The organism is Halorubellus litoreus (genome assembly GCF_055378595.1).
This window is the reverse complement of record NZ_AP043836.1, coordinates 129,297-153,011: the sequence shown is the minus strand read 5'-3', so window position 1 is coordinate 153,011 and position 23,715 is coordinate 129,297. Positions and strand designations below refer to the sequence as shown.

Sequence of the window (23,715 nt, the reverse complement as noted above, 5' to 3'; positions counted from 1 at the left end):
CCGCACGGGCGCCGACGCCCCAGCACGGGCCCGGCATCCACCGATGAGTGCGTTCCGTCGAGGACCCGCAATCCATCGGTGACCACGTTCCGTCGCGGTAACCGTTCCTTTTCTCGCCGCGGGACGATCCAGACGCACGCAGCGACAGGCGTTCGTCGACCGAACGCGCCAGCGAGCCCGCACGGAGTAATCCTCGCCGTCACTGCACGCGAGCGTGCTTACTCGCGAGATACGTTGGCATAACAAAGGAACGGAGGCCCGATACCTCAGCGTATGTCCCGAGTACACCCTGCCGGCGACGCGATGGTCGGCCGCTGGGTCGTCCTGGCGGTCGTCGCGGTCGTGTTCGTCGGTGCCGCGGCCGCGACCGTCACCCCGCTCGTCGCGGACGCCCCCACCTCGAACGCGAAGACGCCGCACGCGCCAGGGGGCGTCGACGCGAGCGCGGTCCCGGGCGACGAATCCTTCTCCGGCGAGCGCTCGCTCGCGACGGCGAACGCGACGTTCCGCGGCGCTGGCGCGAACGACTCGTTCGGCGCCGCGGTCGCGTACGTCGGCGACCTAAACGACGACGGCCACGCCGACGTCGCGGTCGGCGCCCCCCGGAACGACACCGCGGGCACCGACGCCGGCGCGGTCTACGTGTTCTTCGGCCCGGTCGAGGACGGCGACGTGAACGCGACCGACGCGGACGTCGTCCTGCACGGCGAAGCGCCCGCGAGCCGCGCTGGCGCGGCGCTCGCGAGCGCGGACGTCGACGGCGACCGCGTCCCCGAACTCGTCGTCGGCGCGCCGAACGACGACGCCGCCTCCCGGAACGCCGGCGCGGTGTACGTCCTCGACGAGACCGACCTGGCGGCGAACGTCTCGCTCGGCACGGCCACGTGGACGCTCCGCGGGGTCGCACGCGGCGACCGCGCCGGCTACGCGGTCGCGGGCGTCGGGAACCGGAGCGACGACGCCCCCGACCGCGTCGTCGTCGGCGCACCGGGGAACGACGCGGCCGGCGAAGACGCGGGGACGGCGTACGTGCTCGAGACGCCGCCCGCGGGCACGGCCTCGCTCGCGGCGGCGAACGCGTCGCTCCGCGGCGAGGCACCCGGCGACAACGCGGGCTGGTCGGTCGCGTCCGCTGGCGACTTCGACGGTGACGACGACGCCGACGTCGTCGTCGGCGCGCCCCGGACCAACGCGACCGGGCCGGCGTCCGGCGCGGCGTACGTCCTGACGAACCGGTCGCTCGCCGGCGAGTCCTCGCTCGCGGACGCGGCGGTGACGCTCGCTGGCGCGAAGCAACGCGACCTCGCGGGCTGGGCGGTCGCGGGCGCTGGCGACGTGAACGGCGACGGCGTCGACGACGTCCTGGTCGGCGCACCGTTCAACGACACGAACGGGAACCAGGCCGGCGTCGCGTACGTCGTCACCGGGAGCGACGACCGCGACGGGACCGTGCCGCTGAACGCGTCCGCGCTCGCCGCGTACGGCGAAGGCACCGGCGACCGTGCTGGCTGGGCGGTCTCCGCCGCCGGGTCGGGCGACGTGACGTGCGACGGCTACGCGGACGTGCTCGTCGGCGCGCCGCTTTACGACTCGACTGTCGACGGCGTCACGCTGAACGACTCCGGTGCGGCGTACCTCCTCGCGGGTGCTGCCGACCTCGCCGACGAACGCGAGCTCGCTGACGCGGACGCGACGTTCCGCGGCGTCTCCGCGGGCGACCGCGCCGGATGGAGCGTCGCGGACGTCGGCGTAGTCACCGAAAACGACACCGAAGACGTCGTCGTCGGCGCGCCGGACGCCGACACCACGGCCGTCGACGCTGGCGGCGCGTACCTCCTCGACAGCAGTTGCGTCCCCGCCAGCGAACGCCCACCGGAGACGACGACCGAGCCCACGACCACGGAACCGACGACGACCGAGCCCACGACCACGGAACCGACGACGACCGAGCCCACGACCACGGAACCGACGACGACGAAGACGACGGAGCGGGTGACGGCACGCGTCGTGTTCAACGGCTGCGGGAACGCGGTCGTGTACGCGTCCGGCGTCGACTACCCACTCAAGGTCACGGTCCAGGTGTACAATCCCGGGAACGGCCCGAACGCGGGGTACCGGGTGTACTCGGACACCCTCCGGGACTCGGGCGACAGCGTCGCCGGCCAGGGCGGGAAACTCGTCGCGATCGCCGTCCAGCACGTCGGCGCGTTCAAGAATCCGACCTTCGAGGTGACCGGACGATCCGCACGCTGTCCAGGCGGCCAGAAGCCCGGAGAACCGATCGACGAGTTCCCCTGGCGCGACGGCCAGCAGGATGAGTACGATGACGATACCGAGGACCAGGAGGACGATGGGGAGGAAGACGACGACGAGAGGGACGATGACGACGACAAGAGGGACGATGACGACGACGAGAGGGACGATGACGACGACGAGAGGGACGATGACGACGACGAGAGGGACGATGACGACGACGATGACGACGACGATGACGACGACGACGATGCTGAGGAGGATGACGACGACGACGACGATGAGGACGATGACGACGACGACGACGCGGTCTATCCGGTCCGGTGACGGCTCCAGGTGCGGTCGTCGTCAGTCGGCGTGCTCGGCGTACGCGTAGTCCGCGTCGGTCGCTTCGAGAATCTCGCCGTCGAGCCTGAGCTGCCAGCCCTCGACGACCGTCGGGTCCTGGAGTGCGTTCGTCATCGTCGTGCGGACGTCGAGGAGTTCGACGCCGTACATGTCGTTCGGGAGTCCCTGGAAGTACTGGAGCGCGGTCCGGAACAGTGATCGAAGACCGTCGTCGTCCTCGAAGTCGACGTGCTTGTACGTCCCGGCGGCGACCTGCACCATCCCGTGCAGGAACATCGACTCCCGGGACCCGCGGCCGTAGTTATACCACTCGTCCTCGAAACAGTCGTGTGATTCGTGGTACGCACCCGCGTTGAACAGTGCGACGCCGTGCTCGAGCGCGCGCCGGAGCGTCGCGTGCTCCCAGCGCTCCGCGTCGGCGTCCCACCCCGTCGGGTCGCCGCGAGCGGGCGGGCCGACCGACGGGTCGTTCGTGTGCTCGTCCATACGCCTGCTCACGCACTCGGCGCGGAAGAACAATCGGGTCCGACCGAGTCCACGCGCTCTCGGCCGCGGCTGCTGAGGCGGGAAACCACAGGACGCAAATACCGGGGGGAACAAGCAGTGACCGCGTGCGAGGGTAGCCAAGCTAGGAAACGGCGGCGGACTCAAGATCCGCTCCTGTAGAGGTCCAAGGGTTCAAATCCCTTCCCTCGCATCGCGCTCGCTCCCGCTTGAGGGGCGTGCGAGATGCGGAAGGCGCTCTGGGAGCGTTCTTCCCTCGCAAAACTCTCACTCGAAATCGACGAGCGACAGCGCTGTCGTTCCCGGAACCGACGGCCGGCGCCGCCCTCGGTGTCAGGCGCGCTCGACGTCGACGGCTTCGCCGACTATCTGCCAGCCGTCGGCGGTCTCGCGGGCGACGAGGAGGGTGTCGTCGTCGTCGCCGTCGACGATGCGGTACGTGGTGCCGTCGTCGGTCTCGCCTTCGGCTTCGAGTTCCTCCTGGAAGAACTCGGCGTGACCCATGGCGAGGTCGATGGTGGTGTCGTCCGCGAACGTGAGCGTGACCGGGTCGGGTGCGACGTTGTACAGTCGTTTCGCGAGCGTGTTCATGGACGATGGTGGCGTGCGCGCCGACAAAGCCGCGTCGGTCCGTCGACTCCTGGCGTTCGCAGGCGGGGCGGTCCGTCGACTCTGGGCGTTCGCAGGCGGGGCGGTCCGTCGACTCTGGGCGTTCGCAGGCGGGGCGGTCCGTCGACTCTGGGCGTTCGCAGGCGGGGCGGTCCGTCGACTCTGGGCGTTCGCAGGCGGGGCGGTCCGTCGACTCCTGGCGTTCGCAGGCGGCCAGTCCGGCGAGTCCGTTCGCTCGCGGAGCGATCCGTGCGGGGGGAATCGGAGGGCATTTTTGTACGGCTCTCGCCAGTGGAGGCATGACCGAGGACGCTCGCGTTCGTGCGGACGTCGCGCTGGCTGCGGCCCGTGCAGGGGCGGCCGTCGCGGAGTCGCGCTTCCGGACGGGTATCGACGTGGAGACGAAGGACGGGAAGACGGACGTGGTGACGCAGGCGGACCGCGACGCGCAGACGGCGGTCGTGGACGCGATCCGCGACGAGTTCGACGCGGACGCCATCGTCGGCGAGGAGGACGACGAACTGAAGTCGGTGCCGGAGGAGGGGCCGGCGTGGGTCGTCGACCCGATCGACGGGACGAACAACTACGTCTCCGGGATGCGGTTCTGGGCGACGAGCGTCGCGGCGGTCGTCGACGGCGAGCCGGTGGCGGCGGCGACGGTCGCGCCCGCGCTCGGCGACACGTACGTCGTCGGCCCCGAGGGTGCGCGACGGAACGGCGACGCGATCGCGGTGAGCGAGGAGGCGGACCCGGAGCGACTCGTCGCGGTGCCGACGATCTGGTGGGACTTCGACCGTCGGGACGAGTACGCCGCCGCGTGTACGGCCGCCGTCGAGCGGTTCGGTGACGTCCGCCGGTTCGGGTGCGCGCAGCTCGCGCTCGCGAGCGTCGCCGAGGGCGCCGTCGGCGGCACGTACACGAACGTCGCGGCGAACCCGTGGGATACCATCGCCGGCGTGCAGCTCGTCCGCGAAGCTGGCGGGCGCGTCACGGACGTCTACGGGGACCGCTGGCGGCACGATTCCCGGGGTCTGGTGGCGTCGAACGGCGCGGTCCACGAGGACGTGCTGGCTGCCGCACAGGCCGCCGAGGCCGTTCGCAGCGACGAGGACGCTGCCTGACCACCCGAGCACAGCCGCTCCGTCGATTCGTCGGCGGACGCGATTCGGAGCCGTCGAATCCCCGTCAATCACTTGTATCCGGGCGACGAACCGTCGATACTCATGGACCTCGACGACACTGACCGGGAGATCCTCCGCATCCTCCAGGAGGACGCACGCACACCGTTCTCGGAGGTCGCGAGACGCATCGACATGTCGAGCGCGACCGTTCACGACCGCGTCAACCGCATGCAGGAGGCGGGCGTCATCGAAGGGTATCACGCGAAGGTCGACCCGCGAGAGGTCGGGTTCGGTATCTCCGCTATCGTCGGCCTCCGCGTCGAGCAAGGCCGAGAGAAGGACACGCTCGACCGACTGAGCGCGGTCGAGGGCGTCCAGGAGATTCACCTGACGACCGGCGAGTGGGACGTGATGGCTCGCGTGTACGCCGAGGACGCGGACGCGCTCCGGGAACTGATGTTCGAGGAGGTCGCGCAGATGGACGGGTTCGCGCGCTCGCAGACGATGGTCGTCCTCGGTACCGAGCACGAGACCGAGGAACTGCCCGTGTAGGCTACCTCCGGTCTGACGGGGACGACGGGAAAGACCGGAAGGGTAAAACGCGGGCCGTCCGCTGGTATCCAACATGACGAGTGACGACCCCGGACACGGGGGCGACGAGTCGGGCGCGGACGACCGGTCCCGCGACGACGCGACCGTGGACGACGGGGTGAGCGTCGACGAACTCGAGCACGAGCAGGCGACCGAGTTCGATGCGGACGCCGACCCCGACCCCGCCGAGAGCGGCCTCCTCGACCGACTTGGGGTGTCGTTGTTCCAGGCGTGGCTGGCGGCGGTCGCCGGCATGTTCGTCGTGTTCGGCCTCGGATCGATCGCGTTCACGCGAACGGTCTACGCGAACTTCGTCTGGCATTACTTCTGGGGGCCGGTGTACGCTGACGCGCAGGGCTGGCGGTACGTCGCGTGGGCGGACGGCGAGCAAGTGCAGGTGTCGAGCGCGGACGTCGCGGCGAACATGGGGCCGGTCGCGGAACCCGGGTACACGGTGTACTCGGAGGTCGGGTACGCGGTCATCCTCCTCGTGATGCTCGTCGGCGTGGCCTTGCTCCTGCGGCGTCTGGAGCTGACGCGCTACCGGGCGTTGTTCTACGCGCTGTTCCCGTTCGTTCCGCTCGGTGGTGCGCTCCGCGTGCTCGAGGATGCGAACAACGTGCTGCCGGCGGAGGCGAGCGCGTTCGCGCTCGATTACCCGCTGAACACGCTGTTCATCAGTCCGATCATCTACTTCACGATGTTCTTCCTGACGCTCGCGACGCTCCTGCTCGCACTCTGGATCCACCGGCAGGGGTACACGAGCACGTTCGAGTACCCGCTCGCGGCGATGGGGACGACGCTGCTCGTGCTCACGGTCGGCGCGGTCGCCGCGCTGGCGTTCACGACGGACCTGACTTCGCCGCCGCGTCTCCGGTTCTATCCGATAATCACCGCGTTGACGCTCCTGTTCGCGACGCTCTCGACCGCGGGCGTCTGGGGGCTCATCCGTACGTTCGCGCCGCAGATCAACGAGGGCACGGGCTACATGGGCGCGGTCATCATCTGGGGGCAGGCGGTCGACGGCGTGTCGAACGTCATCGGCCTGGACTGGTACGACGAGCTCGTGCCGGTCGCGACCGCTGACCTCCAACCGAAGCATCCCGTGAACAAGTTCGTGCAGGACTTCACGGGGCAGGTCCTTCCGGAGTCGATAACGGCGATAACGGGCGACGCGTGGACGTTCCTCCTCGTGAAGCTCGTCGCTGCCGTGTTCGTCGTGTGGGTGTTCGACGACCAGATATTCGAGGAGAGCCCGCGGTTCACGTTCATGCTCCTGCTCGCCATCCTCGCGGTCGGCCTCGGCCCGGGGACGCGGGACATGCTCCGCGCAACGTTCCTGGTTTGAACTGGCCGCACGAGCATCCGGCGACCGCGAGGTCGCCGGTTCGGCGGTGCTGGTGGGGTACTGGCTGTTTGAGTAACTGACCGCAGGAGCATCCGGCGACCGCCAGGTCGCCGGTTCGGCGGTTTCGAGGTTGTTGGTTCTGGCGGGTCTGTGGGTCAGCTGGCTTCGTTCCCGATGACTTCGAGTGCTTCGGCGGGGTAGTATCGGCTGCCGCAGTGCTCGCAGGTGGCGACGGGGACGGGGCCTGGGGCGTCGACGCCGAGGTCGTCGGGGGCGACGGTGTCGCGTGCGAGCGGGCCGTCGCAGGTGGCGCAGGGGAGGTCGTATTCGGTCGTCATGCTCGTACCTCTGTCTGTGGGTGGGCTTCCATCCGAGAGAACACCGTGGTAATAGTTAGCGAGCCCCTGGGCTTAAATCTAGCCCTGGCTAGACGAGTCTGACGTGCGGCAGCGGGCAGCGACGAGTGGGCCGATGGCTGCGAGCCGGTCTGAGGACGGCGGCGAGTCCCTCAGGGATAGGGGTGGTGGCGTCGGTCGAGGCGGGGTTCGAACCCGAGCGCCTCGGGGACCGAGTGCGCGCGCTCGCCGAACACCGGGTCGTCGGTGAACAGCGGTTGCGCGCCGGGGACGACGACGCGCACGGCCTCGAACCCGAGCGCGTCGACGTCCCGCGTCGTCAGGCGCGCCGCGTACGGCGTCAGGTCCGCGTCCGTGACGGCGTCGACGAGCGCGTCCACGCGGTCGGTACCCGTCGGTGCGTCGTTCGGGCCGACGCTCGACGCGGGAACGGGGCCGTCGGCGTCGAGGAACGCCGTGGCGGCGCGCGGGAAGTCCGCGAACGCGCCGATGGCGCCGTCCTCCGCGCTCGCCTGCGAACGCCCCATCGACCGGAGCTCCATCCAGTTCTGGAGCGCCTCCGCGAGCGCGTCGGTCGCCGCCTCCTCCGGGTCGAGTGCGGCGTCGGACCCCACTGCAAATCGTGGCCAGTCGCCGTCCTCGCGATGCATCGCGACCGCGACCACGGGCACGTCGACGTCCTGCGTGACGAGCAGCGCCGTCACCGAGAGGTCCTCGCTGCGCGCGCGCTTCTCCAGGGTCCGATACTCTTCGGCGTCCACGCGCAACTCGAGCGGCGTGAACGACGAGTACCACGCGAGCATCGTCGCGTCCCGCTCGACGACCTCCGACAACCCGGACGCGAGCGCGTCCGCGCCCGACGACCCGAGCCCGAGCCCGGTCGTGATCGGGTCCACGTACCGTCGTTCCGGCGGCGGGAACTGCACGAGCTCCGCCGCGAGGTACGTCTCCTCGCCCGAGGCGAGGTCGACGCCCGGCACCCACCGGATGGGCTCCTCTGGGTCGACCGCGGGCGCGTCCGCGCCGCGCACCACCGCCTCGGCGGTCACGCCTCCCTCGACGACTCCCGGTGGCGCGGTCTCGAAGTCGCTCGCGTCGTAGACGCCGGCGCAGTACCGCTCCAGGCCCTCGCCGAGCGCCTTCATGAACGCCGCGTTCCAGTCCGCGTCCACGCCCGCGCTCTGCGGGGCGGCGCGTCCGGCGGCGAACGCGGTCGTGTCGCAGGTCCGCGCGAGGTAGTACGGGGCCGGATACGACTCGGCCTCGCCGACCTCCGCGACGAGGCCGACGCGGTCGTCAAGGCCGCGTTCCGCCGCGGCGAGCGCCTCGTCGAGGGTCACGTCGCGGTGAGCGGAGCGCACCCGTCGGTCGCGGGCGTCGTCGTCGCAGCCACACCCCGGAACGGGAAGGAACTCGCGCTCGCCGCCGGGAACTTCGCGGACGCCACCGACGAACGTCGACCCCTCGCCGGCCGCGAGCGCAGCGGCCTCGTTCCCCGCGAGCGCACCCGCGAGACGCTCCCTGCGAGCAGCAAGACCCGACTCGTCGACCGACCCTTCGTCCGACGCTCGGTTCGACGCGACCCGCGACCCCAGACACTCGAAGCATCCCGTCTCGGGCCCGAACCCAGAGATCGCGGCGTCGACGTCAGTGAGCGCGTGCCCGCCGAGGCCACCGCGCTCGACCGCGAGCCACGTCGACCCGCCGGCGAGCGCCGCGTCGTTCGCCGTCCCGAACGCGCTCGCGGCGACGTCCGCGACCACCACCCCGAGGTCCGCGTCCCCGACGTCGCCCGGATCGCCGTGCTCGACGTCGCACTCGACGTCCGCGAGCGCCGCCGCGACCGCCTCCACCGCCGGGCCTTCCCCCGCGAGAACTACGTGCATGGCTACGACGTCACGCGAGGACGGGAAAAAGCCGACGAGTCGACGCGCGAACCAGCCCGAACCGCGCGCGGGGACGGACCGTCGTCGTCAGGAGGCGTTACTCGAGTCCGTGGTCGCGAGCGGCGCGTCGCGGCCGGCGGCGTCCACGGCGTCGAGGAAGATGTCCGCACCGAGTTCGATCTCGCGTTCGGTGACGTCGAGCGGCGGGAGCAGGCGGAGGCTCTTGTACCCGCAGCCGAGCGTGAGGAGGCCGCGACCGAGCGCTTGCTTGACGACCTCCTCGCGGCGGTCCTTGGAGTCGAACTCGACCGCGAACATGAGTGCACGACCGCGGACGTCCGTGATGCAGTCGGGGTCCGCGTCGTGGATTATCTCGCGGAGCTGGCGGCCGCGCTCGCGAGCGTTCTCGAGCAGGTCGTACTCGTGGATGGCGTCGAGCGTCGCGACGCCCTGTGCGGCGGAGATGATGTCGCCCGCGCCCCACGTCGAGGAGAGCCGGCCTTTCTCCTCGGGGAAGATCTCCGAGCGCGAGACGGTCGCGCCGACGCGCAGGCCCTTCGCGCTCGTGACGACGTCCGGCTCCAGGTCGACGTGGTCGATACCCCACATCTCGCCGGTGCGACCGAGTCCCGCCTGAATCTCGTCGCTGATGACGCGGATGCCGTGCTCGTGCTTGATCTCCTTGATGTCCGCGATGAACTCCTCGTTCGGGACGCGATAGCCGCCTTCGCCCTGCACGGGTTCGAGGATGATGTACGCGACCTCGTCGGGGTGGACGTTCCCCTGCGCGTGATGGAGTTTGTCAGCGAGCAGGTTCCCGCCGGGGCCGTTCGTCTTCCAGCCACACTGGCACTCGCCCTTGCAGGAACAGTACGGGACGCTCATGATGCCCGGTACCTCGGGGTAGCCCTTGCGGTGCACGGTCTTCGAGCGGTTCAGGCTGAGTGCGCCGAGCGTCCGCCCGTGGAACGCGCCCTCGAAGCAGACGCCGCGATGGGCGTCTCGGTCCTGGTACGAGATCTTGATGGCGTTCTCGACGGCTTCGGCGCCCGAGTTCGACAGGAACACCGTGTCCATGTCGTAGTGACTGAGCGCGCCCGTGATGCGGTCCATGAGCTGGGTCGGCGTCGCCAGGTCGGGGTCCTCGGGCGGCCAGCCGGCGCTCGCGTAGAAGTCCTGGCCAGCGATCTTCGAGGGGTCGATGAGGTCCATCCCCTCCAGCTTCTCCATGATCTTCGGGTTGTTGTACCCGAGGGGTGCGGCCGCGACGTGACTCGTGAAGTCCATGAGGACGTTCCCGTCGACGTCGACGCAGAACGGCCCCTCCGAGTCCTCGGTGACGTCCCACACGAAGTCGTAGACGTACGTGCTCGGCGCGGAGAATCCCTGATGGTAGTCAGCCCACCGTTTCGCCTTCTCGCCCGGCATCGAATCGACGCTGGGCGTGGCCGTCTCTCGGTCCATACTCCGAGTATGGAAAAGAACGGTTTAAAACGTCCGTTACGGTTCGCGCGAACCTTGCCGACCATGGTCACCACGTGGTCGGCGACCGACAGTGCCAGAACCCGCAGCCTCGAGGGCGGTCAGACGAGGACGAGGACGGCCGCCAGGCCGGCGGCGACGAGCAGGCCCGTGGAGTACGTCGCGACCTTCCGTGCGAACTCGCGGTTCGGCCCCACCCACGTGAGCGCGCCCTTCACGACGATGGACGACGCCGTCGAGAGGAGGACGGCGAGCACCGCGGTCTCCGCGTCGACGGTCCCCGCGCGGAACAGGAGGACCGCGGACGTCGTCGCACCCGCCGAGGAGACGAGGCCGGTGAGGACGGCGGTGAGGACGAACGCCGTGGACCCGACCTGCTCCTGGGCGATCGCGCCGACGACGAGCACGACGAGGAACACGGCGCCGAATCCGAGGACGTACCGGAGGCTGAACGGGGACTCCAGGTCCATCTCGACGCTCTCCCCCCAGTCCGCGGTGAGGGCGGCGACGACGAACGACCCGACGACGACGACGAGTAGCGGGATGACGGCGTCGACGAGCAGGCCGGCGGAGAGCGTGAACACGACGGCGATGACGAGGTTGCGCGTCGCCATCGCGGCGTTCGCGAGGAGGATTGCGGCGACCGCGTACGCGGTGGCGTCCGGTTCGTCGCGGACGTGGTCGAGCATCGTGCCGACGACCGCCGTCGAGGACGCCAGGCCGCCGAAGAACCCGGTGACTGCGATGCCGCGTCCGCCGTAGGTCTGGACGACGGCGTAGTTCACGATGCCGATGCCGGCGACGGTGACGACCATCAACCAGACGACTCGCGGTTCGATGGCGAGGCTCTCGATGCCGATGGCGGGCAGCGTGAACGTGACGGCATCCGTGGGCAGGAGCGGGTACACGACGAACGCGAGGATGGCGAACTCGGTCGCGGAGCGGACCTCCTGCCGGGAGAGGCTGTCGGCGAACGCGTGGAGTTCGCGCTTCAGGACGAGCAGGAGCGACGAGATGACGGCGACGGTGACGCCTTCGAGGACGAACCCGGTCGCGACCATCGCGCCGACGCCGTACGCGACGAGCATCGAGACGGACGTCGTCAGCGACAGCCCGTCGCGCTCCTCGTCGACGAGTCCGCGGACGGCGAGCAGGACGCCCTGGGCGATGACGAGGACGCCGCCGACGAGGACGAGTGACCCGCCGCCAGCCAGTTCGTCCGCGAGGAGCGTGAACACCGCGCCGAGCAGGGAGATGAGCGAGAACGTCCGCACGCCCGCGGACTTCTGGGACCATTCGCGTTCCAGGCCGAGGAACAGCCCGAGCGCTGCGGCCAGCGCGAGCTGGACGACCGGACTGGAGAGCGGCGCCTCCACGAGCTGCAACGCGAACCCAAGCACTCTATAGACTATATAGCGAAGCCGTTTAAGGGTTCCCTTCTGGACGACCAGGGACGCGACCGTCGCACGACGACGAACCCCCCGAAGACGCGTCAACGACTCCACACGATAGGTTTTTTACACCCGGGCAGTGCTGTAGATGGTATGTTCGGTGGGTTCGATATCAGTCGCTCCCGCGCACCCTGGGTGCTCGCGGGCATCCTCCTCGCGGGCACCGTCGCGTTCGTGCTCTACTCGTTCATCGGCACGTTCGTCTTCGGCCTCTTCATGTACTACGCCACGCGCCCCGTCTACCGGCGGCTCAAACGACGAGTCCGCCCACCCAGCCTCGCCGCCGCCATCGCCATCGTCACCCTCGCACTCCCGTTCGTCCTCCTCGTCGCCTACACCGTCGCCATCGGCCTCCAGGAACTCAACGCGTTCACCGGCCAGCTCCGTGCCGGCAACGCCACCCTCGGCGGCTACGAATCCGTCCTCCAGCCGTACTTCAACGTCTCCACCATCGCCGAGAACCCCGCGAGCCTCGTCGAGGACTCCACCGGCCGCCAGATCCTCCAGGAGCTCCTCACCGAGAGCCAGCAGTACCTCTTCTTCATCGGGAACGCACTCCTCCACCTGTTCGTCATGGGCGCCCTCGCGTTCTACCTCCTCCGGGACGGCAGCCGGCTCTCGGGGTGGGTGAAAGGGAACTTCGGCGACGACCGCGGCGTCATGGACGCGTACTTCCGCGCCGTCGACAAGGACTTCTCCTCGATCTTCTTCGGGAACATCCTCAACGCCTTCATCACCGGCGTCATCGGCACGCTCTCCTACAGCCTCCTCAACATCTACGCACCCGGTGACCTCATCATTCCCTACGCCGCTCTCGTCGGACTCCTCTGCGGGGCCGCGAGCCTCATCCCCGTCGTCGGCATGAAACTCGTCTACTTCCCCGTCACCGCGTTCCTGTTCGTCCGCGCGTACATGGCGGACGCGACCGGCGTCCTCTGGTTCCCCATCCTCTTCTTCGGCGTCTCGTTCCTCATCGTCGACGTCATCCCCGACCTCGTCCTCCGACCGTACGTCTCCGGTCGCAACCTCCACGTCGGCACCGTCATGTTCGCGTACATCCTCGGCCCGCTCCTGTTCGGCTGGTACGGGCTCTTCCTCGGCCCCGTGCTCCTCGTCCTCACCGTCCACTTCGCGCGGCTCGTGCTCCCGGAACTCCTGCACTCAGAGCGCCTCCAACCGTACGCGGTCGACCCGACGTACTTCGGGCCCGACGCCGAGGTGGCACCTCCCGATCGGTCGACCGAAGAAACAGCTGTCGTCGACGACCCGCCCGTGGACGTCGAGGACGTCCAGGTCGACGACGGCGGCGATACCCCCGACGGTATCGGGGATAGCAGCTAGCTTACTCCTCGTCGGGAGAGACGTACTGGGACTCCCATTCCCGCCGCGCCTCGATCTCGCGGCTGCCCCGCCGCGTGAGCGAGTAGAAGTTCGTCCGACGGTCGAGTTCGCCCTTCTCGACGAGGCCCTTGTCGACGAGCGTGTCGAGGTTCGGGTAGAGCCGGCCGTGATGGATCTCCTTCTCGTAGTAGTCTTCGAGCTCTTCTTTTATCGCCAGTCCGTGCGGTTCGTCTGCCCCCGCGATGACGTACAGCAGATCACGCTGGAATCCTGTCAGGTCGTACATCTATCTATCTACGCGAACACATTATTGTCTGAATTAAATAAACATAACGGCCTCCGCCCGATAGTCCAGGGCTTGGCGGCTATTACCGCTGGTTACTGTCGTGCAAAGGATGTAACGTATTCGGGGGGTCTGGTCGGACGTATCAAATCGAGGGTCACTTTGGCAGAGCGATGACTTATTCCGTTGGACGACGTACACGTTAGTATGCCAGAGGAAGTACTCTTCGAGACCGAATCCAAGATGGCGCGCGCAGACATCGCGGCGATCCTCCGCGACACCGCAGACAAGCTCGATGCGGACGACGCGATCACGCTCAGCGCCGGCACCGACTCCATCACACTCGACCCACCGGCGTCCCCCGAGTTCGAAGTGAAGGTCGAGCGCGAGACGAAGGCCGGGCAGACCGAGGGCGAACTCAGCATCGAGTTCGAGCTCGAATGGGACGAACGCGAGGCCGACGATACCACGACGGACGCGACCCTCTCCGTCGAGTAACACGCCACTCGAACCGCCGCCTGAAGACCACTGGACGCGAATTCGTTCTCGCGAGCGATTCCAGTTTCACGATTCTCCATCCTCACCCACCAGAAGAGCCGTTACACGTCGTCTCCGACGACACGCCGAGACGAGGGCATTGCTGTGTGTCGTGTAGTGCATCGAAACAGGAAAGCAGGGCACGCGGGGAAAAACCGCGTGCCCGCTTGCCGCCCTGATTGGTCCCCGCTGACGCTTCGGCCCTCCAAGCGAAGCGTCACTTACGCAAAGCCCCCACATGCTATTAAAAGTACCGACCACGGCTGATATCACAGGCTGGTTCGACGCCGGAAACCGCCGGAGGACGCCCCAAGAGACCCAGTAACCAGGTGCTGACGGGTACGTTCGACCCGTCGCTCACGACGTACCCCACCGAGCCGTCCGCGTCCGCACGCGCCGCGTGACTGATGCCTATGGTTCGGGAGCCCATCTTGATTCACCTCGACCCTCGTGGTGCCGCCAGCGCGGTCGCTATCGGGGTCGGCGTCGAAAGAATGGAGGTCGTCGTTCAGTTCAGGATGGACTGCGCGACCGTCGCGAGCTGGCCGTTGTCGGCGTTCCGCAGGCGGTCGTCGCCGATCTTCAGGCGGAGGCGCGGTCGACCGACGTCGATGGGCACCTTCTCCGTGTCGATGAGGCCCATGTCCTCGAGCTTCGTCTTCGTCCGGGAGAACGTCGCCTTCGACGCGATGCCGACGTCCTCGCCCCACTTGCTGATGTCGTAGAGCAACGCTTCGTTCTTCGCCGCGACGAGCAGCGAGATGGTGACCTCGTCGAGGCCGTCACCGTCACCGCGTGCGGTCTCGAGGCTCGCGAGGATGTTGTCGAAGTCCTCCTCGGCCTCGGGGCTGATGTCGTCCTCGAGCGTCTGGCGGACGCGACTGATCGGGGGCGTGCGGAGCTTGAACTCCTCGGCGTCGTCCCATTCGGTCATGTACGCGTCGTAGGCGGTCGTCACGAAGTCGTCGTCGTCGGTGGTGAGGCCGCCGACGCGGTTGCCCGCACGGACGAGCGCCACGACCTCGGTCTCGGTGACCAGCAGCGAGTTCTCCGGGCTCTCGTCGGTGGTCCGGAGTTCCAGCGCGTCCTGGTCGATGAGGTCTGCGGCGTTCGATGCGACGATGAAGTCGTCCATGACGTCCTTCAGCGTCCGCTCGTCTGCGAGCATGTGGACGTCCGGCAGGTCGCCGTCGAAGGACGTGGCGACACGGACGAACTCCTCGATCGCGTCCGCGGACGGATTCACCACGAGAAGGTCTCCCGTGGTATCTTCCAGCACGGTGCGGAGGATATCGTCAATTTGTTGGTCTAGTAAATTCGAGGTCATGCTTCTGTAGAACACAACGCTACTATCGTACTTAATTTTGTTGGCTAACCTAACGGCAAGCCTGCTAGAATCGGAAAGGAATCGCGCTCGCGGTTTGGCGAGTCGGGACCGAGACGAAGCCACCCAACGCTTAAGAGGGGCGATGAAGTTGTGTCGCGGTAACACATGCGAGACGAACGCGAACCGACGAGGGTGGGAATCGGACCGCGACCGACGGCACTCGATGGCTCCTCGAGCCCGTACACGGGCCCGTAGCGACCCCGGCTCGATCTTCGACGAGAACCAGACCAGCGGCTATCGTACCCGTACCTCGACGACCGCCGTGCCCGTTCCTCAACGACCGCCGAGTTCCGTCGCGAGTTCGTCCGACCAGTAGAACTCGCCGTCGAAGATGACCGAGGTGTCCGCGCGAGCGAGGAAGTCGACGGTGGTGCGTCGGTCGAGCGCGAACTCGGACGTGTTCCCCGAGAGGTACGAGTACTCGTTGTCCGCGACGTAGGGATGATAGTACGCGCCGGCTTCGCGGATGGAGAACTGGTCGAACAGGAGGAAGAACTGGTCCTCCGAGAGCTGTTCGAGTTCCGCGGTCGTCGGCAGCCGGTTCGTCGTCTGACTGAGCGTGTGCGTGCCGTCGCCGACGACCGCGTAGTCCTTCCCCATCATGATGCGGCGACGGGCGATGCGGAGCGCGCGCTCGAAACTGAACCCGTGGATGAGGAGGCGCGCGAACGCCGACCCGACCTTCACCGCGTGGTCGTTCAGGACCTGCGTGAACGTCACACCGCCCGTGACCGCGCCCTTCTCGACGAGCGCCATCCCCTCGTGGAACGACCCGCACGCGTTCAGGAAGAACGTCTGCGTGTTCACCTCGTCGAGCACGCTCGCGGGCATGTAGCCGTCCGGACACCGCAGACCGTCCTCCTCGCAGTGCCCGATGTAGTGCACGAAGTCGTTCTCGGACTCGAACACCGTCGCGAGCTCGTTCGTCGATAGCTCCTCGTAGACGTCGACGGTGATGGGGAGGTCCTCGCTGCCTTCGCGGTAGATGCTCGCGACGTCCGCGTGCTCCTTGTCCATGTCCTGGTCGTTCAGGACGACGCTGACGATGGTGTCGTCGTGGTCGCGGTCCATGTACGACAGGCGGTTCCGGTACGCCGACGGCGTGGACTTGAACACGTCGATCGGGACGCCGTCGGCGAGCCAGCCGTGGACGCGCCCGCCGCGGAGTTCGGGTTTGACGACGTCGACGGTCGCGACCTCGCCGGGGCCTTGCGGGCTCCGGTAGAAGTCGTCGAGCGACCGCTCGACGAGCTCCGCGCCCTCCAGTTCGCTCGTCTTCGGTGGGAACACGAGCGACAGCGAGTCCAGGAGGAACGGGAGCGTCTCGACGTACGCCGGGTCCGGGTCGACGTACGTCGACAGGTGCCAGTCGGGGAGCCGGTGCTCGACCGCCTGGAACGGCACGTCGAGGTACGTCTCCAGGCGCTCGACGGGGTCCGCGTGGTAGAGCGTCGACCCGTCGAGGTCGAGCGCGTCGAGCAGGCTCTCCTCGGCGAGGTTCGTCCCGTACGGCCCGGAGTTCCGGACGAGACAGTCGAGGAAGAACGTCTTCCGGAGGAGCCGCTGGACGTCCGTCTCCAGGCGCGGCATCGGCGACAGTGGCTCGCGGATACCGGCGCTGGGCGCGCACAACAGCGGTTGGTCGACCTCGGCGGTCTCCACGCTCGCCTGCAGGTAGTACGCGAGCGGCGCGGTCGTGTACAGCGTCTCGTAGTCGGGTGGGACGAGGAGTTCGATACCGACGTCGGGCGTCGCTTCGACGACCGCGTCCGGGACGTCTACCGCGTCGCCGAGTTCGACGAGTGGCGGGTGTCCGCGGAGCGTCGGGTACGTGCGGTCCGCGCCCGTGGTCTTGTGCGCGCTCGACGCGTACGTGACGGCGGCGGCGAACCCGGTCGGCGTCTCGGGGACGGTGACGGTGTCGGTCGGTCGGTCGTTCCGGCTTCGGAAGCCGAGCGTGAACTCGCAGCGCTCGGGGAACGTGACGACGACCTGCTCGAAGTCCGGCGTCTTCGACACCGAGAGCGGCCCGTCGACCTGGAGGTACGTCTTCACGTGCGTGTCGATGTCGAGGACGTACTCGCCCGCGGGGAGGTCGAGCGGGCCGGTGTCGTTCTCGAGTTCGTACGTCGCGTCGCTGGCCTGTGAGGCGACGTAGACGACGGCGACCGGGAAGCGGAGTTCGGAGGCCTCGCAGTCGACGGTGACGTCGACTGGCCGCGGGATGGTCGTGTCGCTCGCGCGCACCGACAGGTCCGGCGAGGTGACGCGCAGTTCCGTGTTGGCCGCGTCACCGACCGTGAGTCCGTCACTACGCACCCGCCACTCCATTCTCGTCGGTACGTGGCCGCCCATGCCAGTTAGGTGTATCGGGCGCGGCACGACGTGGCCGGTATCGGTGTCGCGGCCGTCTGGGTGTTGTTGTTGTCGCGGCCGTCTGGGTGTTGTTGTCCCGGCCGTCTGGGTGTTGGTGTCCCGACCGTCACGGGGGCGTCGCCACACGCGCGTGTCGTGAACTCGGTGTGCCGGCCGCATAACGCCCGGCGTCTGTGCACGTCCGTGCAATCCGGGGGTGGGCGTTCTGTCCGTCAAAGGTAGACTTATGCGGCCGCCGGTGTGGGTTTCTCGTATGGACTACGAGCGGGTTCGCGAGACCGACCCTGACGTGGCAGCGGCACTCGACGGTGAAGTGACACGACAGCAGGATTCGCTGGCGATGATCGCGAGCGAGAACCACGTCTCGGAGGCGGTCCTGGAGGCGCAGGGGAGCGTCCTGACGAACAACTACGCGGAGGGCTACCCGGGGAAGCGGTACTACGGTGGCTGCGAGTACGCTGACGACGTCGAGCAGCTCGCGATCGACCGCGCGAAGGAGCTGTGGGGCGCGGAGTACGTGAACGTCCAGCCGCACTCGGGGAGTCAGGCGAACATGGGCGTCTACCTCGCGGTGCTCGAACCCGGCGACAAGATCCTGTCCCTGGACCTGACGCACGGCGGGCACCTGAGTCACGGCCACCACATGAACTTCGCGGGCCAGCACTACGAGGTCGAGCAGTACGAGCTCGACGAGGAGTCCGGGCGCCTGGACTACGACGCCATCCGCGAGCACGCCGAGGAGTTCGACCCGGACATCGTCGTGTCGGGCTATTCGGCGTACCCGCGCGAGGTCGAGTGGGAGCGCATCCAGGAGGCCGCGGAGGCCGCGGACGCGTACCACCTCGCGGACATCGCGCACATCACGGGCCTGGTGGCGGCGGGCGAGCACCCGAACCCCGTCGGTGTCGCTGACTTCGTGACGGGGTCGACGCACAAGACCATCCGCGCGGGCCGTGGCGGCATCATCATGTCGCGCGAGGAGTTCGCGGACGACATCAACTCCGCCATCATCCCCGGCATGCAGGGCGGGCCGCTCATGCACAACATCGCCGGGAAAGCCGTCGGGTTCGGCGAGGCGCTCGACGACGACTTCGACGAGTACGCCGCGCAGACCGTCGCGAACGCGAAGGCGCTCGCCGAGGGACTCCAGGAGCGCGGGTTCGACCTCGTCTCCGGCGGCACCGACAACCACCTCGTGCTCGTGGACCTCCGCCCGAGCCATCCCGATACGACGGGGAAGACCGTCGAGGAGGCCCTGGAGGACGTCGGTATCGTCCTGAACGCGAACACGGTCCCCGGCGAGACCCGGAGTCCGTTCAACCCGAGCGGGTTCCGCGCGGGCACGCCGGCGCTGACGACGCGCGGGTTCGACGAGGCGGACATGGCGACGGTCGCGGACTGCATCGCGGACGTCGTCGACCACCCCGACGACGAGGACGTGAAGGCCGAGGTCGCGGAGATCGTGCAGGGGCTGTGCGACGCGTACCCGATCTACGAGGACCTCGCGTAACGGCGCGTCGCGGTCGGGCGGCGCTCGATTCTCGCGGATTCGTGACGGCGAACCGGTCGCTGGTCAGATGTCACAGCGCCGTGGGTCGCCGGTTCGGGCGAGCGCGAACAGGAGCGCGAGCACGCCGACGGCGCGGACGAGGTTCCCGGCGAACGGGAAGAGCGCGTACGCGCCGGCGACGCCGAGCAGCGGGAGGACGCCGGCGCCGCAGCTCGCGCAGCCGGCGGCGAGGACGCCGGGGGCGACGCCGAGGAGGTTCTCGGTGCCGCCGGCGCCGCGGCGGACCGTGCTCGCGACGACGACCGTGGTGACGCCGGCGAGGACGGCGTACGCGACGGTGAGTGCGAGCCCGAGCCAGCCGGCGGCGTCGACGGTGCCGACGGTGTACGCGACGAGGAGGTCGTCGACGGTGCCGGCGCTCGCGCTCAACGCGGTCGCGACGGCGGTCGGGTTCGCGCTGGCGACGAGCACGACGTAGGTCGCCGCGGCGACGCCGACCGCGGCGGCGGTCGTTCCCGCGGACAGCAGTGGGTACGTGAGTGCGCGGTAGAGGCGGTCCGAGCGCGACCGGGTGACGTCGGTCGCGCTCATGTGTTCTGGAGGCGTTCGACGACCTTCTCGAACGTCTCGTACGGCTGGGCGCCGGGGATGCCGAGCCACTTCCCGGATTCGACGTTCGACATGACGAACGCTGGGGTTGCGCGGCGGAGGCCGAGGTCGTCGACGGCGGTCGTGACGTCCTCCTGGACGGCTGCGGTGACGGCGTCCCGGCGCTCGGCCATGCAGCGTCGGAGGTCGTCCTCGGGGATGCCGTCGACGTCGGTCGTGTAGTCGTAGAGTTGGGTCTCGCTCGCCCAGCCGTCGTTCTTGTCGCCTTGCTGCGCGAAGACGTGTCGATGCCAGCGCCCCCACGCGTTCGGGTCGTCGTCGCGGGCGACGCGCCACGCGCACTTCGACGCGGCGGCGGCGACGTCGGAGTCCGCGCCGAACACGGGGAGTTCGAGGAAGACGATGGCGAGGTCGCCGGTCGCGACGTGGTTCTCCGCGAGCTTCGGGAGGGTGTCGACGTCGAAGCGCTTGCAGTACGGGCACTGGTAGTCCGTCCAGTAGAACAGTCTGAGGTCGGCGTCGAGACTGCCGAGGACGGGGCTGCCGGCGTAGTTCACGCCGAGGTGCGCGCTCTCTCCGTCGGCGCGGTGGAAGTCGCCGGCGAGCGCGTCGCCGTCGTTGGTCGCGAGGGTCGATGCGGCGTAGACGCCGGCGGCGCCGAGGCTGACCACGCCACCGAGGGCGGCGAGGGCGGTGCGACGGGAGACCGTGATGGGGGGTTCGTCGGCGGACCTGTCGTCGGGCACGTCCGGACGACAGTCTTGCAGAGCTTTAACTATACTGGTGTGGGCTGTGGTCCGTGCGCATTCGCGCGGCACGCTTTTCGCTTCGGCACGCCTTCGTTCTCGCATGGACCACGCCGCGACGCGCCGCCGCCTGCTCGCAACGCTCGGCGTTGTCGGGCTCGCCGGATGCCTGACCGGCACCGAGGACGCGGACGACGGTGACGGTGAGGACGGGACGGACGAGACGGACGGGGGCGGCGACGCCACCGGGTCCGAACCGAGCACCGCGGACGAGACCGACGGTGAGGGCGAGCCGGCGACGACTGCTTCGGAGACGACGACCGGTACGGATGGAGCGCTGGACCTCCGCGAGGCGAACGTGACCGGCGTCGAACTGGAATCGCAGGGCGACGGTCGGGTCCGGTTCTCGGTGACGCTCTATCACGACGACGAGGGCGAGGAGGGGTACGCGAACTGGTGGACGGTGGAGACCCGCGACGGCGAGGAGCTCGGTCGACGGGAACTCCTGCACGCGCACGGCACCCGCGAGTTCACGCGGTCGGAGACGGTGTCGGTCCCGATCGACGTGGAGTGCGTGGTGGTGCGCGGGCACGACGAGACGCACGGCTACGGCGGGCAGGCCGCGCTGGTGTCGGTGTCGACGGGCGCGACGCGGTTCGTCCGCCAGGGCTCGGAGCGGTCGTCGTTCGCGGACGTCGAGTGTCCGTGACTCGAACCCGCGACCGAGAATCGAGGTGCGGGCCGCTCACCGCCGGTGGTCGTAGCGGTCCCAGCCCATGTCGCTGCGGACGCCGCTCCAGACGCGGACGACGTTGACGAGCACGACGAGCGCGATTAGTGCGGGGACGAGGACGTAGAGGGGTGGGAAGAGCGCGAGGACCTGCGGAACCGTCGCGGTCTCGGCGTCGAGGATGGCGGTCGTCTCGGCGTTCCGTTGCGTGAGGAGGTACATGATGGCGACGATGGCGACCATGAACGTCGTGGAGAGGATGGTCCGGATCGGTCGCGTGAACACGCGGATGGTCCGCGTTCGGAGGGACTCGGAGAAGCGGCGGGCGTTGCGCTCGCTTCGGGTTCGCTGGCGGCGGACGACCCAGGACATAATCCGTCTGAACATACCACGTAGACGTAGGATGGCGACATAACCGTGCTGTCCAGTTGCTGACAGCCGCGACGACTGATACAAGAACGTGCACAATCTAGGCCAAAATTACGCTGTTTTGGGCACGAATCCGAGGGTTTTAGGCGGGCGTGGTCGTGGTGTCGACCATGACAGACGTAATCGACGGGAACGCGCTCGCGGACCAGGTATTCGACGGCGTCAGCGACGCCGTCGACGAGTTCGAGGCCGAGGGCGTCACGCCCGGGCTCGCGACCGTCATCATGGGCGAGGACCCCGCGAGTCAGACGTACGTGAACATGAAGCAGCGCGACTGCGAGAAGGCCGGCGTCAACGGCGTGCACGTCGAGGTCGACGGCGACGCCTCCCAGGACGACCTGCTCGACACCGTCGCGGACCTGAACGACCGCGACGACGTCCACGGCATCCTCGTGCAGACGCCGCTCCCGGACCACGTCGACGAGCGCGAGGTCATGAACGCCATCGACCCCATCAAGGACGCCGACGGCTTCCACCCGGAGAACGTCGGACGGCTCGTTGCGGGCGAGGCGCGCTTCAAGCCGTGTACGCCCCACGGCGTCCAGCGGATGCTCGCGCACGCCGACGTCGACACCGAAGGGAAGGACGTCGTCATCGTCGGCCGCTCGAACATCGTCGGGAAGCCGCTCGCGAACCTCCTCATGCAGAAGGCAGACGACGGGAACGCGACCGTCACCGTCTGTCACTCCCGCACGACGGACCTGGAAGCGAAGACGAAGGCCGCCGACGTCGTCGTCGCGGCCGCGGGCCTCCCCGAGTTCGTCACCGGAGACATGCTCTCGGAGGGCGCGGTCGTCATCGACGTCGGCATCAACCGCGTGGACGCGGACACGGAGAAGGGCTACGAGCTCGTCGGCGACGTCGACTTCGAGAGCGCGAGCGAGAAGGCGTCGGTCATCTCGCCGGTCCCGGGTGGCGTCGGCCCGATGACGCGCGCGATGCTCCTCTACAACACGATCAAGGCGACGCGGCTCCAGACGGGCGTCGACGCGACGCTGCCCTGACCGGGACAACTGGTTTTCTCTCCGCTCAGGTGTCGCCGAGCGACCGCAGTCGGTCGGCGGCCTCGACGACCGCGTTCTCGTCGCCGTCGCGGAGGTACGCGTTCAGTCCCTCCGCGGCGGCGTAGAGCGCGTCGGCGTCCCGGGGGTCGACGTCGCCCTGGAGCGCCTGCACGCGCTTCTGGTGGGATTCGAGCCCGGTGAGGACGTCGTTCGCGGCGGGGACGGGTGTGCGGTCGGTCGCTTCGAGCCAGTCGCGGACGTCGCGCCGGTACCGTTCGACGAAGTCCGCGGTGGCCAGTCCTCGCGCCTCGTGCATCACCGGTGGGACGTCCGCGGCGGGCGGGCGCTCTCCCGTATCCGCGCCCCGTAACAGCGAGAGCACGTAGTACTCGACATCCTCGGGGTTCTCGAACGAACGCGTGCGGCCGACGACGTCGACGGCGTTCGCGAGCTCGCGCGCCGCCAGTCGACGCCCGTCGAACGCGACCAGCTCGCCGGCGTGCACGAACCCGTTCCCGCGCACGAACTCGCGGCACGCGGCCTTGACGACGTCCACGGCCTCGTCCTCCGGCGCTTCGTCCCACGCGGTCCGCGCCTCGGTGAGGTCGAACTCCGCGGGCGTCGTCGTGTGGAGCGCCCGATCGTCGTCCACGCCGACGCTCCGCATGCTCCCGCACTCCGGGCACTCGACCGCGCCCGTCTCGTAGTACGACCACCGCGTCCCGCAGTCGCTGCACTCGCGCTCGCCGCGTATCTCCATGCCCGTGCTTCGGACGCCCGAGAGAAAGGACCTGCGTCTCGTCGCGCCACGGAC

General features: G+C 68.6%; 22 protein-coding genes and 1 tRNA gene. 10 read left to right on the top strand and 13 right to left on the bottom strand.

Annotated elements, in window-relative coordinates; genetic code table 11:
• Positions 1 to 273: 273 nt before the first annotated feature.
• On the top strand, positions 274 to 2,580 hold the full coding sequence (locus ACZ48X_RS05105) for an integrin alpha (RefSeq protein WP_464379832.1): 2,307 nt from the start codon (positions 274 to 276) through the stop codon (positions 2,578 to 2,580).
• Positions 2,581 to 2,601: 21 nt separating this feature from the next.
• Here the strand turns inward: ACZ48X_RS05105 and ACZ48X_RS05100 are convergent, their stop codons facing one another.
• A complete protein-coding gene (locus tag ACZ48X_RS05100) occupies positions 2,602 to 3,087 on the bottom strand; it encodes a DUF309 domain-containing protein (protein WP_336350179.1) in 486 nt (161 codons plus the stop codon).
• Positions 3,088 to 3,214: 127 nt separating this feature from the next.
• On the opposite strand from ACZ48X_RS05100, the gene ACZ48X_RS05095 reads away from it, so the two are divergent.
• A tRNA-Leu gene (locus tag ACZ48X_RS05095) sits at positions 3,215 to 3,298 on the top strand.
• Positions 3,299 to 3,438: 140 nt separating this feature from the next.
• Here ACZ48X_RS05095 and ACZ48X_RS05090 read toward each other — a convergent pair.
• Positions 3,439 to 3,696, bottom strand: coding sequence for a hypothetical protein (locus ACZ48X_RS05090; RefSeq protein ID WP_336350180.1), 258 nt, complete (start codon positions 3,694 to 3,696; stop codon positions 3,439 to 3,441).
• 317 nt (positions 3,697 to 4,013) lie between these two features.
• Between ACZ48X_RS05090 and ACZ48X_RS05085 the strand changes: the two genes are divergently transcribed.
• The 3 genes from ACZ48X_RS05085 to ACZ48X_RS05075 all read left to right on the top strand — a co-directional run bounded on the left by ACZ48X_RS05085 (position 4,014) and on the right by ACZ48X_RS05075 (position 6,774).
• Positions 4,014 to 4,835: an inositol monophosphatase family protein gene (locus ACZ48X_RS05085; RefSeq protein ID WP_336350181.1), complete on the top strand. Its 822-nt coding sequence runs from the start codon at positions 4,014 to 4,016 to the stop codon at positions 4,833 to 4,835.
• Positions 4,836 to 4,937: 102 nt separating this feature from the next.
• Positions 4,938 to 5,387, top strand: coding sequence for an Lrp/AsnC family transcriptional regulator (locus ACZ48X_RS05080; RefSeq protein ID WP_336350182.1), 450 nt, complete (start codon positions 4,938 to 4,940; stop codon positions 5,385 to 5,387).
• Between the two features lie 292 nt (positions 5,388 to 5,679).
• The gene (locus tag ACZ48X_RS05075) at positions 5,680 to 6,774 is read left to right on the top strand and encodes a DUF63 family protein (protein WP_379762530.1); all 1,095 of its coding nucleotides are present in this window, start codon (positions 5,680 to 5,682) and stop codon (positions 6,772 to 6,774) included.
• A 155-nt stretch (positions 6,775 to 6,929) separates the two neighbouring features.
• Here ACZ48X_RS05075 and ACZ48X_RS05070 read toward each other — a convergent pair whose 3' ends face one another.
• The 4 genes from ACZ48X_RS05070 to ACZ48X_RS05055 form a co-directional block, all read right to left on the bottom strand.
• Positions 6,930 to 7,112, bottom strand: coding sequence for a hypothetical protein (locus ACZ48X_RS05070; protein WP_336350184.1), 183 nt, complete (start codon positions 7,110 to 7,112; stop codon positions 6,930 to 6,932).
• A 170-nt stretch (positions 7,113 to 7,282) separates the two neighbouring features.
• Complete coding sequence (locus ACZ48X_RS05065) at positions 7,283 to 9,016, bottom strand: YcaO-like family protein (RefSeq protein ID WP_336350185.1); 1,734 nt, start codon at positions 9,014 to 9,016, stop codon at positions 7,283 to 7,285.
• 87 nt (positions 9,017 to 9,103) lie between these two features.
• Positions 9,104 to 10,480 (bottom strand): class-III pyridoxal-phosphate-dependent aminotransferase, encoded by a 1,377-nt coding sequence (locus ACZ48X_RS05060; RefSeq protein WP_336350186.1) that lies wholly within the window; start codon positions 10,478 to 10,480, stop codon positions 9,104 to 9,106.
• Between the two features lie 119 nt (positions 10,481 to 10,599).
• Entirely contained in the window at positions 10,600 to 11,898 is a 1,299-nt protein-coding gene (locus ACZ48X_RS05055; RefSeq protein WP_336350187.1) for an MgtC/SapB family protein, read from the bottom strand.
• Positions 11,899 to 12,042: 144 nt separating this feature from the next.
• Here ACZ48X_RS05055 and ACZ48X_RS05050 point away from each other — a divergent pair, with 144 nt between their 5' ends.
• Complete coding sequence (locus tag ACZ48X_RS05050) at positions 12,043 to 13,290, top strand: AI-2E family transporter (RefSeq protein WP_336350188.1); 1,248 nt, start codon at positions 12,043 to 12,045, stop codon at positions 13,288 to 13,290.
• Position 13,291: 1 nt separating this feature from the next.
• Here the strand turns inward: ACZ48X_RS05050 and ACZ48X_RS05045 are convergent, their stop codons facing one another.
• A complete protein-coding gene (locus ACZ48X_RS05045; protein ID WP_336350189.1) occupies positions 13,292 to 13,576 on the bottom strand; it encodes a PadR family transcriptional regulator in 285 nt (94 codons plus the stop codon).
• A gap of 204 nt (positions 13,577 to 13,780) precedes the next feature.
• On the opposite strand from ACZ48X_RS05045, the gene ACZ48X_RS05040 reads away from it, so the two are divergent.
• Positions 13,781 to 14,071 (top strand): amphi-Trp domain-containing protein, encoded by a 291-nt coding sequence (locus ACZ48X_RS05040; protein ID WP_336350190.1) that lies wholly within the window; start codon positions 13,781 to 13,783, stop codon positions 14,069 to 14,071.
• Between the two features lie 547 nt (positions 14,072 to 14,618).
• On the opposite strand, the gene tbsP is transcribed toward ACZ48X_RS05040, so the two are convergent.
• Positions 14,619 to 15,437 carry a transcriptional regulator TbsP gene (gene tbsP, locus ACZ48X_RS05035; protein ID WP_336350191.1) on the bottom strand — a complete coding sequence of 273 codons (819 nt, stop codon included), beginning with the start codon at positions 15,435 to 15,437 and terminating at the stop codon, positions 14,619 to 14,621.
• 333 nt (positions 15,438 to 15,770) lie between these two features.
• Entirely contained in the window at positions 15,771 to 17,852 is a 2,082-nt protein-coding gene (locus tag ACZ48X_RS05030) for a hypothetical protein (protein WP_379762202.1), read from the bottom strand.
• A 274-nt stretch (positions 17,853 to 18,126) separates the two neighbouring features.
• Here ACZ48X_RS05030 and glyA point away from each other — a divergent pair, with 274 nt between their 5' ends.
• Positions 18,127 to 19,383 carry a serine hydroxymethyltransferase gene (glyA, locus tag ACZ48X_RS05025; protein WP_336350193.1) on the top strand — a complete coding sequence of 419 codons (1,257 nt, stop codon included), beginning with the start codon at positions 18,127 to 18,129 and terminating at the stop codon, positions 19,381 to 19,383.
• 63 nt (positions 19,384 to 19,446) lie between these two features.
• Here glyA and ACZ48X_RS05020 read toward each other — a convergent pair whose 3' ends face one another.
• Both ACZ48X_RS05020 and ACZ48X_RS05015 read right to left on the bottom strand, forming a co-directional pair.
• A complete protein-coding gene (locus tag ACZ48X_RS05020; RefSeq protein WP_336350194.1) occupies positions 19,447 to 19,974 on the bottom strand; it encodes a hypothetical protein in 528 nt (175 codons plus the stop codon).
• The gene (locus tag ACZ48X_RS05015; protein WP_336350195.1) at positions 19,971 to 20,738 is read right to left on the bottom strand and encodes a DsbA family protein; all 768 of its coding nucleotides are present in this window, start codon (positions 20,736 to 20,738) and stop codon (positions 19,971 to 19,973) included. The genes ACZ48X_RS05020 and ACZ48X_RS05015 overlap by 4 nt, the downstream gene beginning before the upstream one ends.
• A gap of 103 nt (positions 20,739 to 20,841) precedes the next feature.
• Here ACZ48X_RS05015 and ACZ48X_RS05010 point away from each other — a divergent pair, with 103 nt between their 5' ends.
• On the top strand, positions 20,842 to 21,447 hold the full coding sequence (locus ACZ48X_RS05010) for a hypothetical protein (RefSeq protein WP_336350196.1): 606 nt from the start codon (positions 20,842 to 20,844) through the stop codon (positions 21,445 to 21,447).
• Positions 21,448 to 21,483: 36 nt separating this feature from the next.
• Here the strand turns inward: ACZ48X_RS05010 and ACZ48X_RS05005 are convergent, their stop codons facing one another.
• On the bottom strand, positions 21,484 to 21,855 hold the full coding sequence (locus ACZ48X_RS05005) for a hypothetical protein (RefSeq protein ID WP_336350197.1): 372 nt from the start codon (positions 21,853 to 21,855) through the stop codon (positions 21,484 to 21,486).
• Between the two features lie 152 nt (positions 21,856 to 22,007).
• Between ACZ48X_RS05005 and ACZ48X_RS05000 the strand changes: the two genes are divergently transcribed.
• Positions 22,008 to 22,901: a tetrahydrofolate dehydrogenase/cyclohydrolase catalytic domain-containing protein gene (locus ACZ48X_RS05000; protein ID WP_336350198.1), complete on the top strand. Its 894-nt coding sequence runs from the start codon at positions 22,008 to 22,010 to the stop codon at positions 22,899 to 22,901.
• Between the two features lie 25 nt (positions 22,902 to 22,926).
• Here ACZ48X_RS05000 and ACZ48X_RS04995 read toward each other — a convergent pair whose 3' ends face one another.
• Positions 22,927 to 23,661, bottom strand: coding sequence for a DUF7117 family protein (locus ACZ48X_RS04995; protein ID WP_336350199.1), 735 nt, complete (start codon positions 23,659 to 23,661; stop codon positions 22,927 to 22,929).
• Positions 23,662 to 23,715: the final 54 nt, after the last annotated feature.

Excerpts from the sequence above, each read along its gene's own strand:
- ACZ48X_RS05030 (WP_379762202.1), bottom strand. The coding sequence starts at position 17,852 with ATGGGCGGCCACGTACCGACGAGAATGGAGTGGCGGGTGCGTAGTGAC.
- ACZ48X_RS05105 (WP_464379832.1), top strand. The coding sequence starts at position 274 with ATGTCCCGAGTACACCCTGCCGGCGACGCGATGGTCGGCCGCTGGGTC.
- ACZ48X_RS05060 (WP_336350186.1), bottom strand. The coding sequence starts at position 10,480 with ATGGACCGAGAGACGGCCACGCCCAGCGTCGATTCGATGCCGGGCGAG.
- ACZ48X_RS05085 (WP_336350181.1), top strand. The coding sequence starts at position 4,014 with ATGACCGAGGACGCTCGCGTTCGTGCGGACGTCGCGCTGGCTGCGGCC.
- ACZ48X_RS05005 (WP_336350197.1), bottom strand. The coding sequence starts at position 21,855 with ATGTTCAGACGGATTATGTCCTGGGTCGTCCGCCGCCAGCGAACCCGA.
- ACZ48X_RS04995 (WP_336350199.1), bottom strand. The coding sequence starts at position 23,661 with ATGGAGATACGCGGCGAGCGCGAGTGCAGCGACTGCGGGACGCGGTGG.
- ACZ48X_RS05070 (WP_336350184.1), bottom strand. The coding sequence starts at position 7,112 with ATGACGACCGAATACGACCTCCCCTGCGCCACCTGCGACGGCCCGCTC.
- ACZ48X_RS05090 (WP_336350180.1), bottom strand. The coding sequence starts at position 3,696 with ATGAACACGCTCGCGAAACGACTGTACAACGTCGCACCCGACCCGGTC.
- tbsP (WP_336350191.1), bottom strand. The coding sequence starts at position 15,437 with ATGACCTCGAATTTACTAGACCAACAAATTGACGATATCCTCCGCACC.
- ACZ48X_RS05080 (WP_336350182.1), top strand. The coding sequence starts at position 4,938 with ATGGACCTCGACGACACTGACCGGGAGATCCTCCGCATCCTCCAGGAG.
- ACZ48X_RS05100 (WP_336350179.1), bottom strand. The coding sequence starts at position 3,087 with ATGGACGAGCACACGAACGACCCGTCGGTCGGCCCGCCCGCTCGCGGC.
- ACZ48X_RS05050 (WP_336350188.1), top strand. The coding sequence starts at position 12,043 with ATGTTCGGTGGGTTCGATATCAGTCGCTCCCGCGCACCCTGGGTGCTC.
- ACZ48X_RS05000 (WP_336350198.1), top strand. The coding sequence starts at position 22,008 with ATGACAGACGTAATCGACGGGAACGCGCTCGCGGACCAGGTATTCGAC.
- ACZ48X_RS05075 (WP_379762530.1), top strand. The coding sequence starts at position 5,680 with ATGTTCGTCGTGTTCGGCCTCGGATCGATCGCGTTCACGCGAACGGTC.
- ACZ48X_RS05045 (WP_336350189.1), bottom strand. The coding sequence starts at position 13,576 with ATGTACGACCTGACAGGATTCCAGCGTGATCTGCTGTACGTCATCGCG.
- ACZ48X_RS05065 (WP_336350185.1), bottom strand. The coding sequence starts at position 9,016 with ATGCACGTAGTTCTCGCGGGGGAAGGCCCGGCGGTGGAGGCGGTCGCG.
- ACZ48X_RS05020 (WP_336350194.1), bottom strand. The coding sequence starts at position 19,974 with ATGAGCGCGACCGACGTCACCCGGTCGCGCTCGGACCGCCTCTACCGC.
- ACZ48X_RS05010 (WP_336350196.1), top strand. The coding sequence starts at position 20,842 with ATGGACCACGCCGCGACGCGCCGCCGCCTGCTCGCAACGCTCGGCGTT.
- glyA (WP_336350193.1), top strand. The coding sequence starts at position 18,127 with ATGGACTACGAGCGGGTTCGCGAGACCGACCCTGACGTGGCAGCGGCA.
- ACZ48X_RS05040 (WP_336350190.1), top strand. The coding sequence starts at position 13,781 with ATGCCAGAGGAAGTACTCTTCGAGACCGAATCCAAGATGGCGCGCGCA.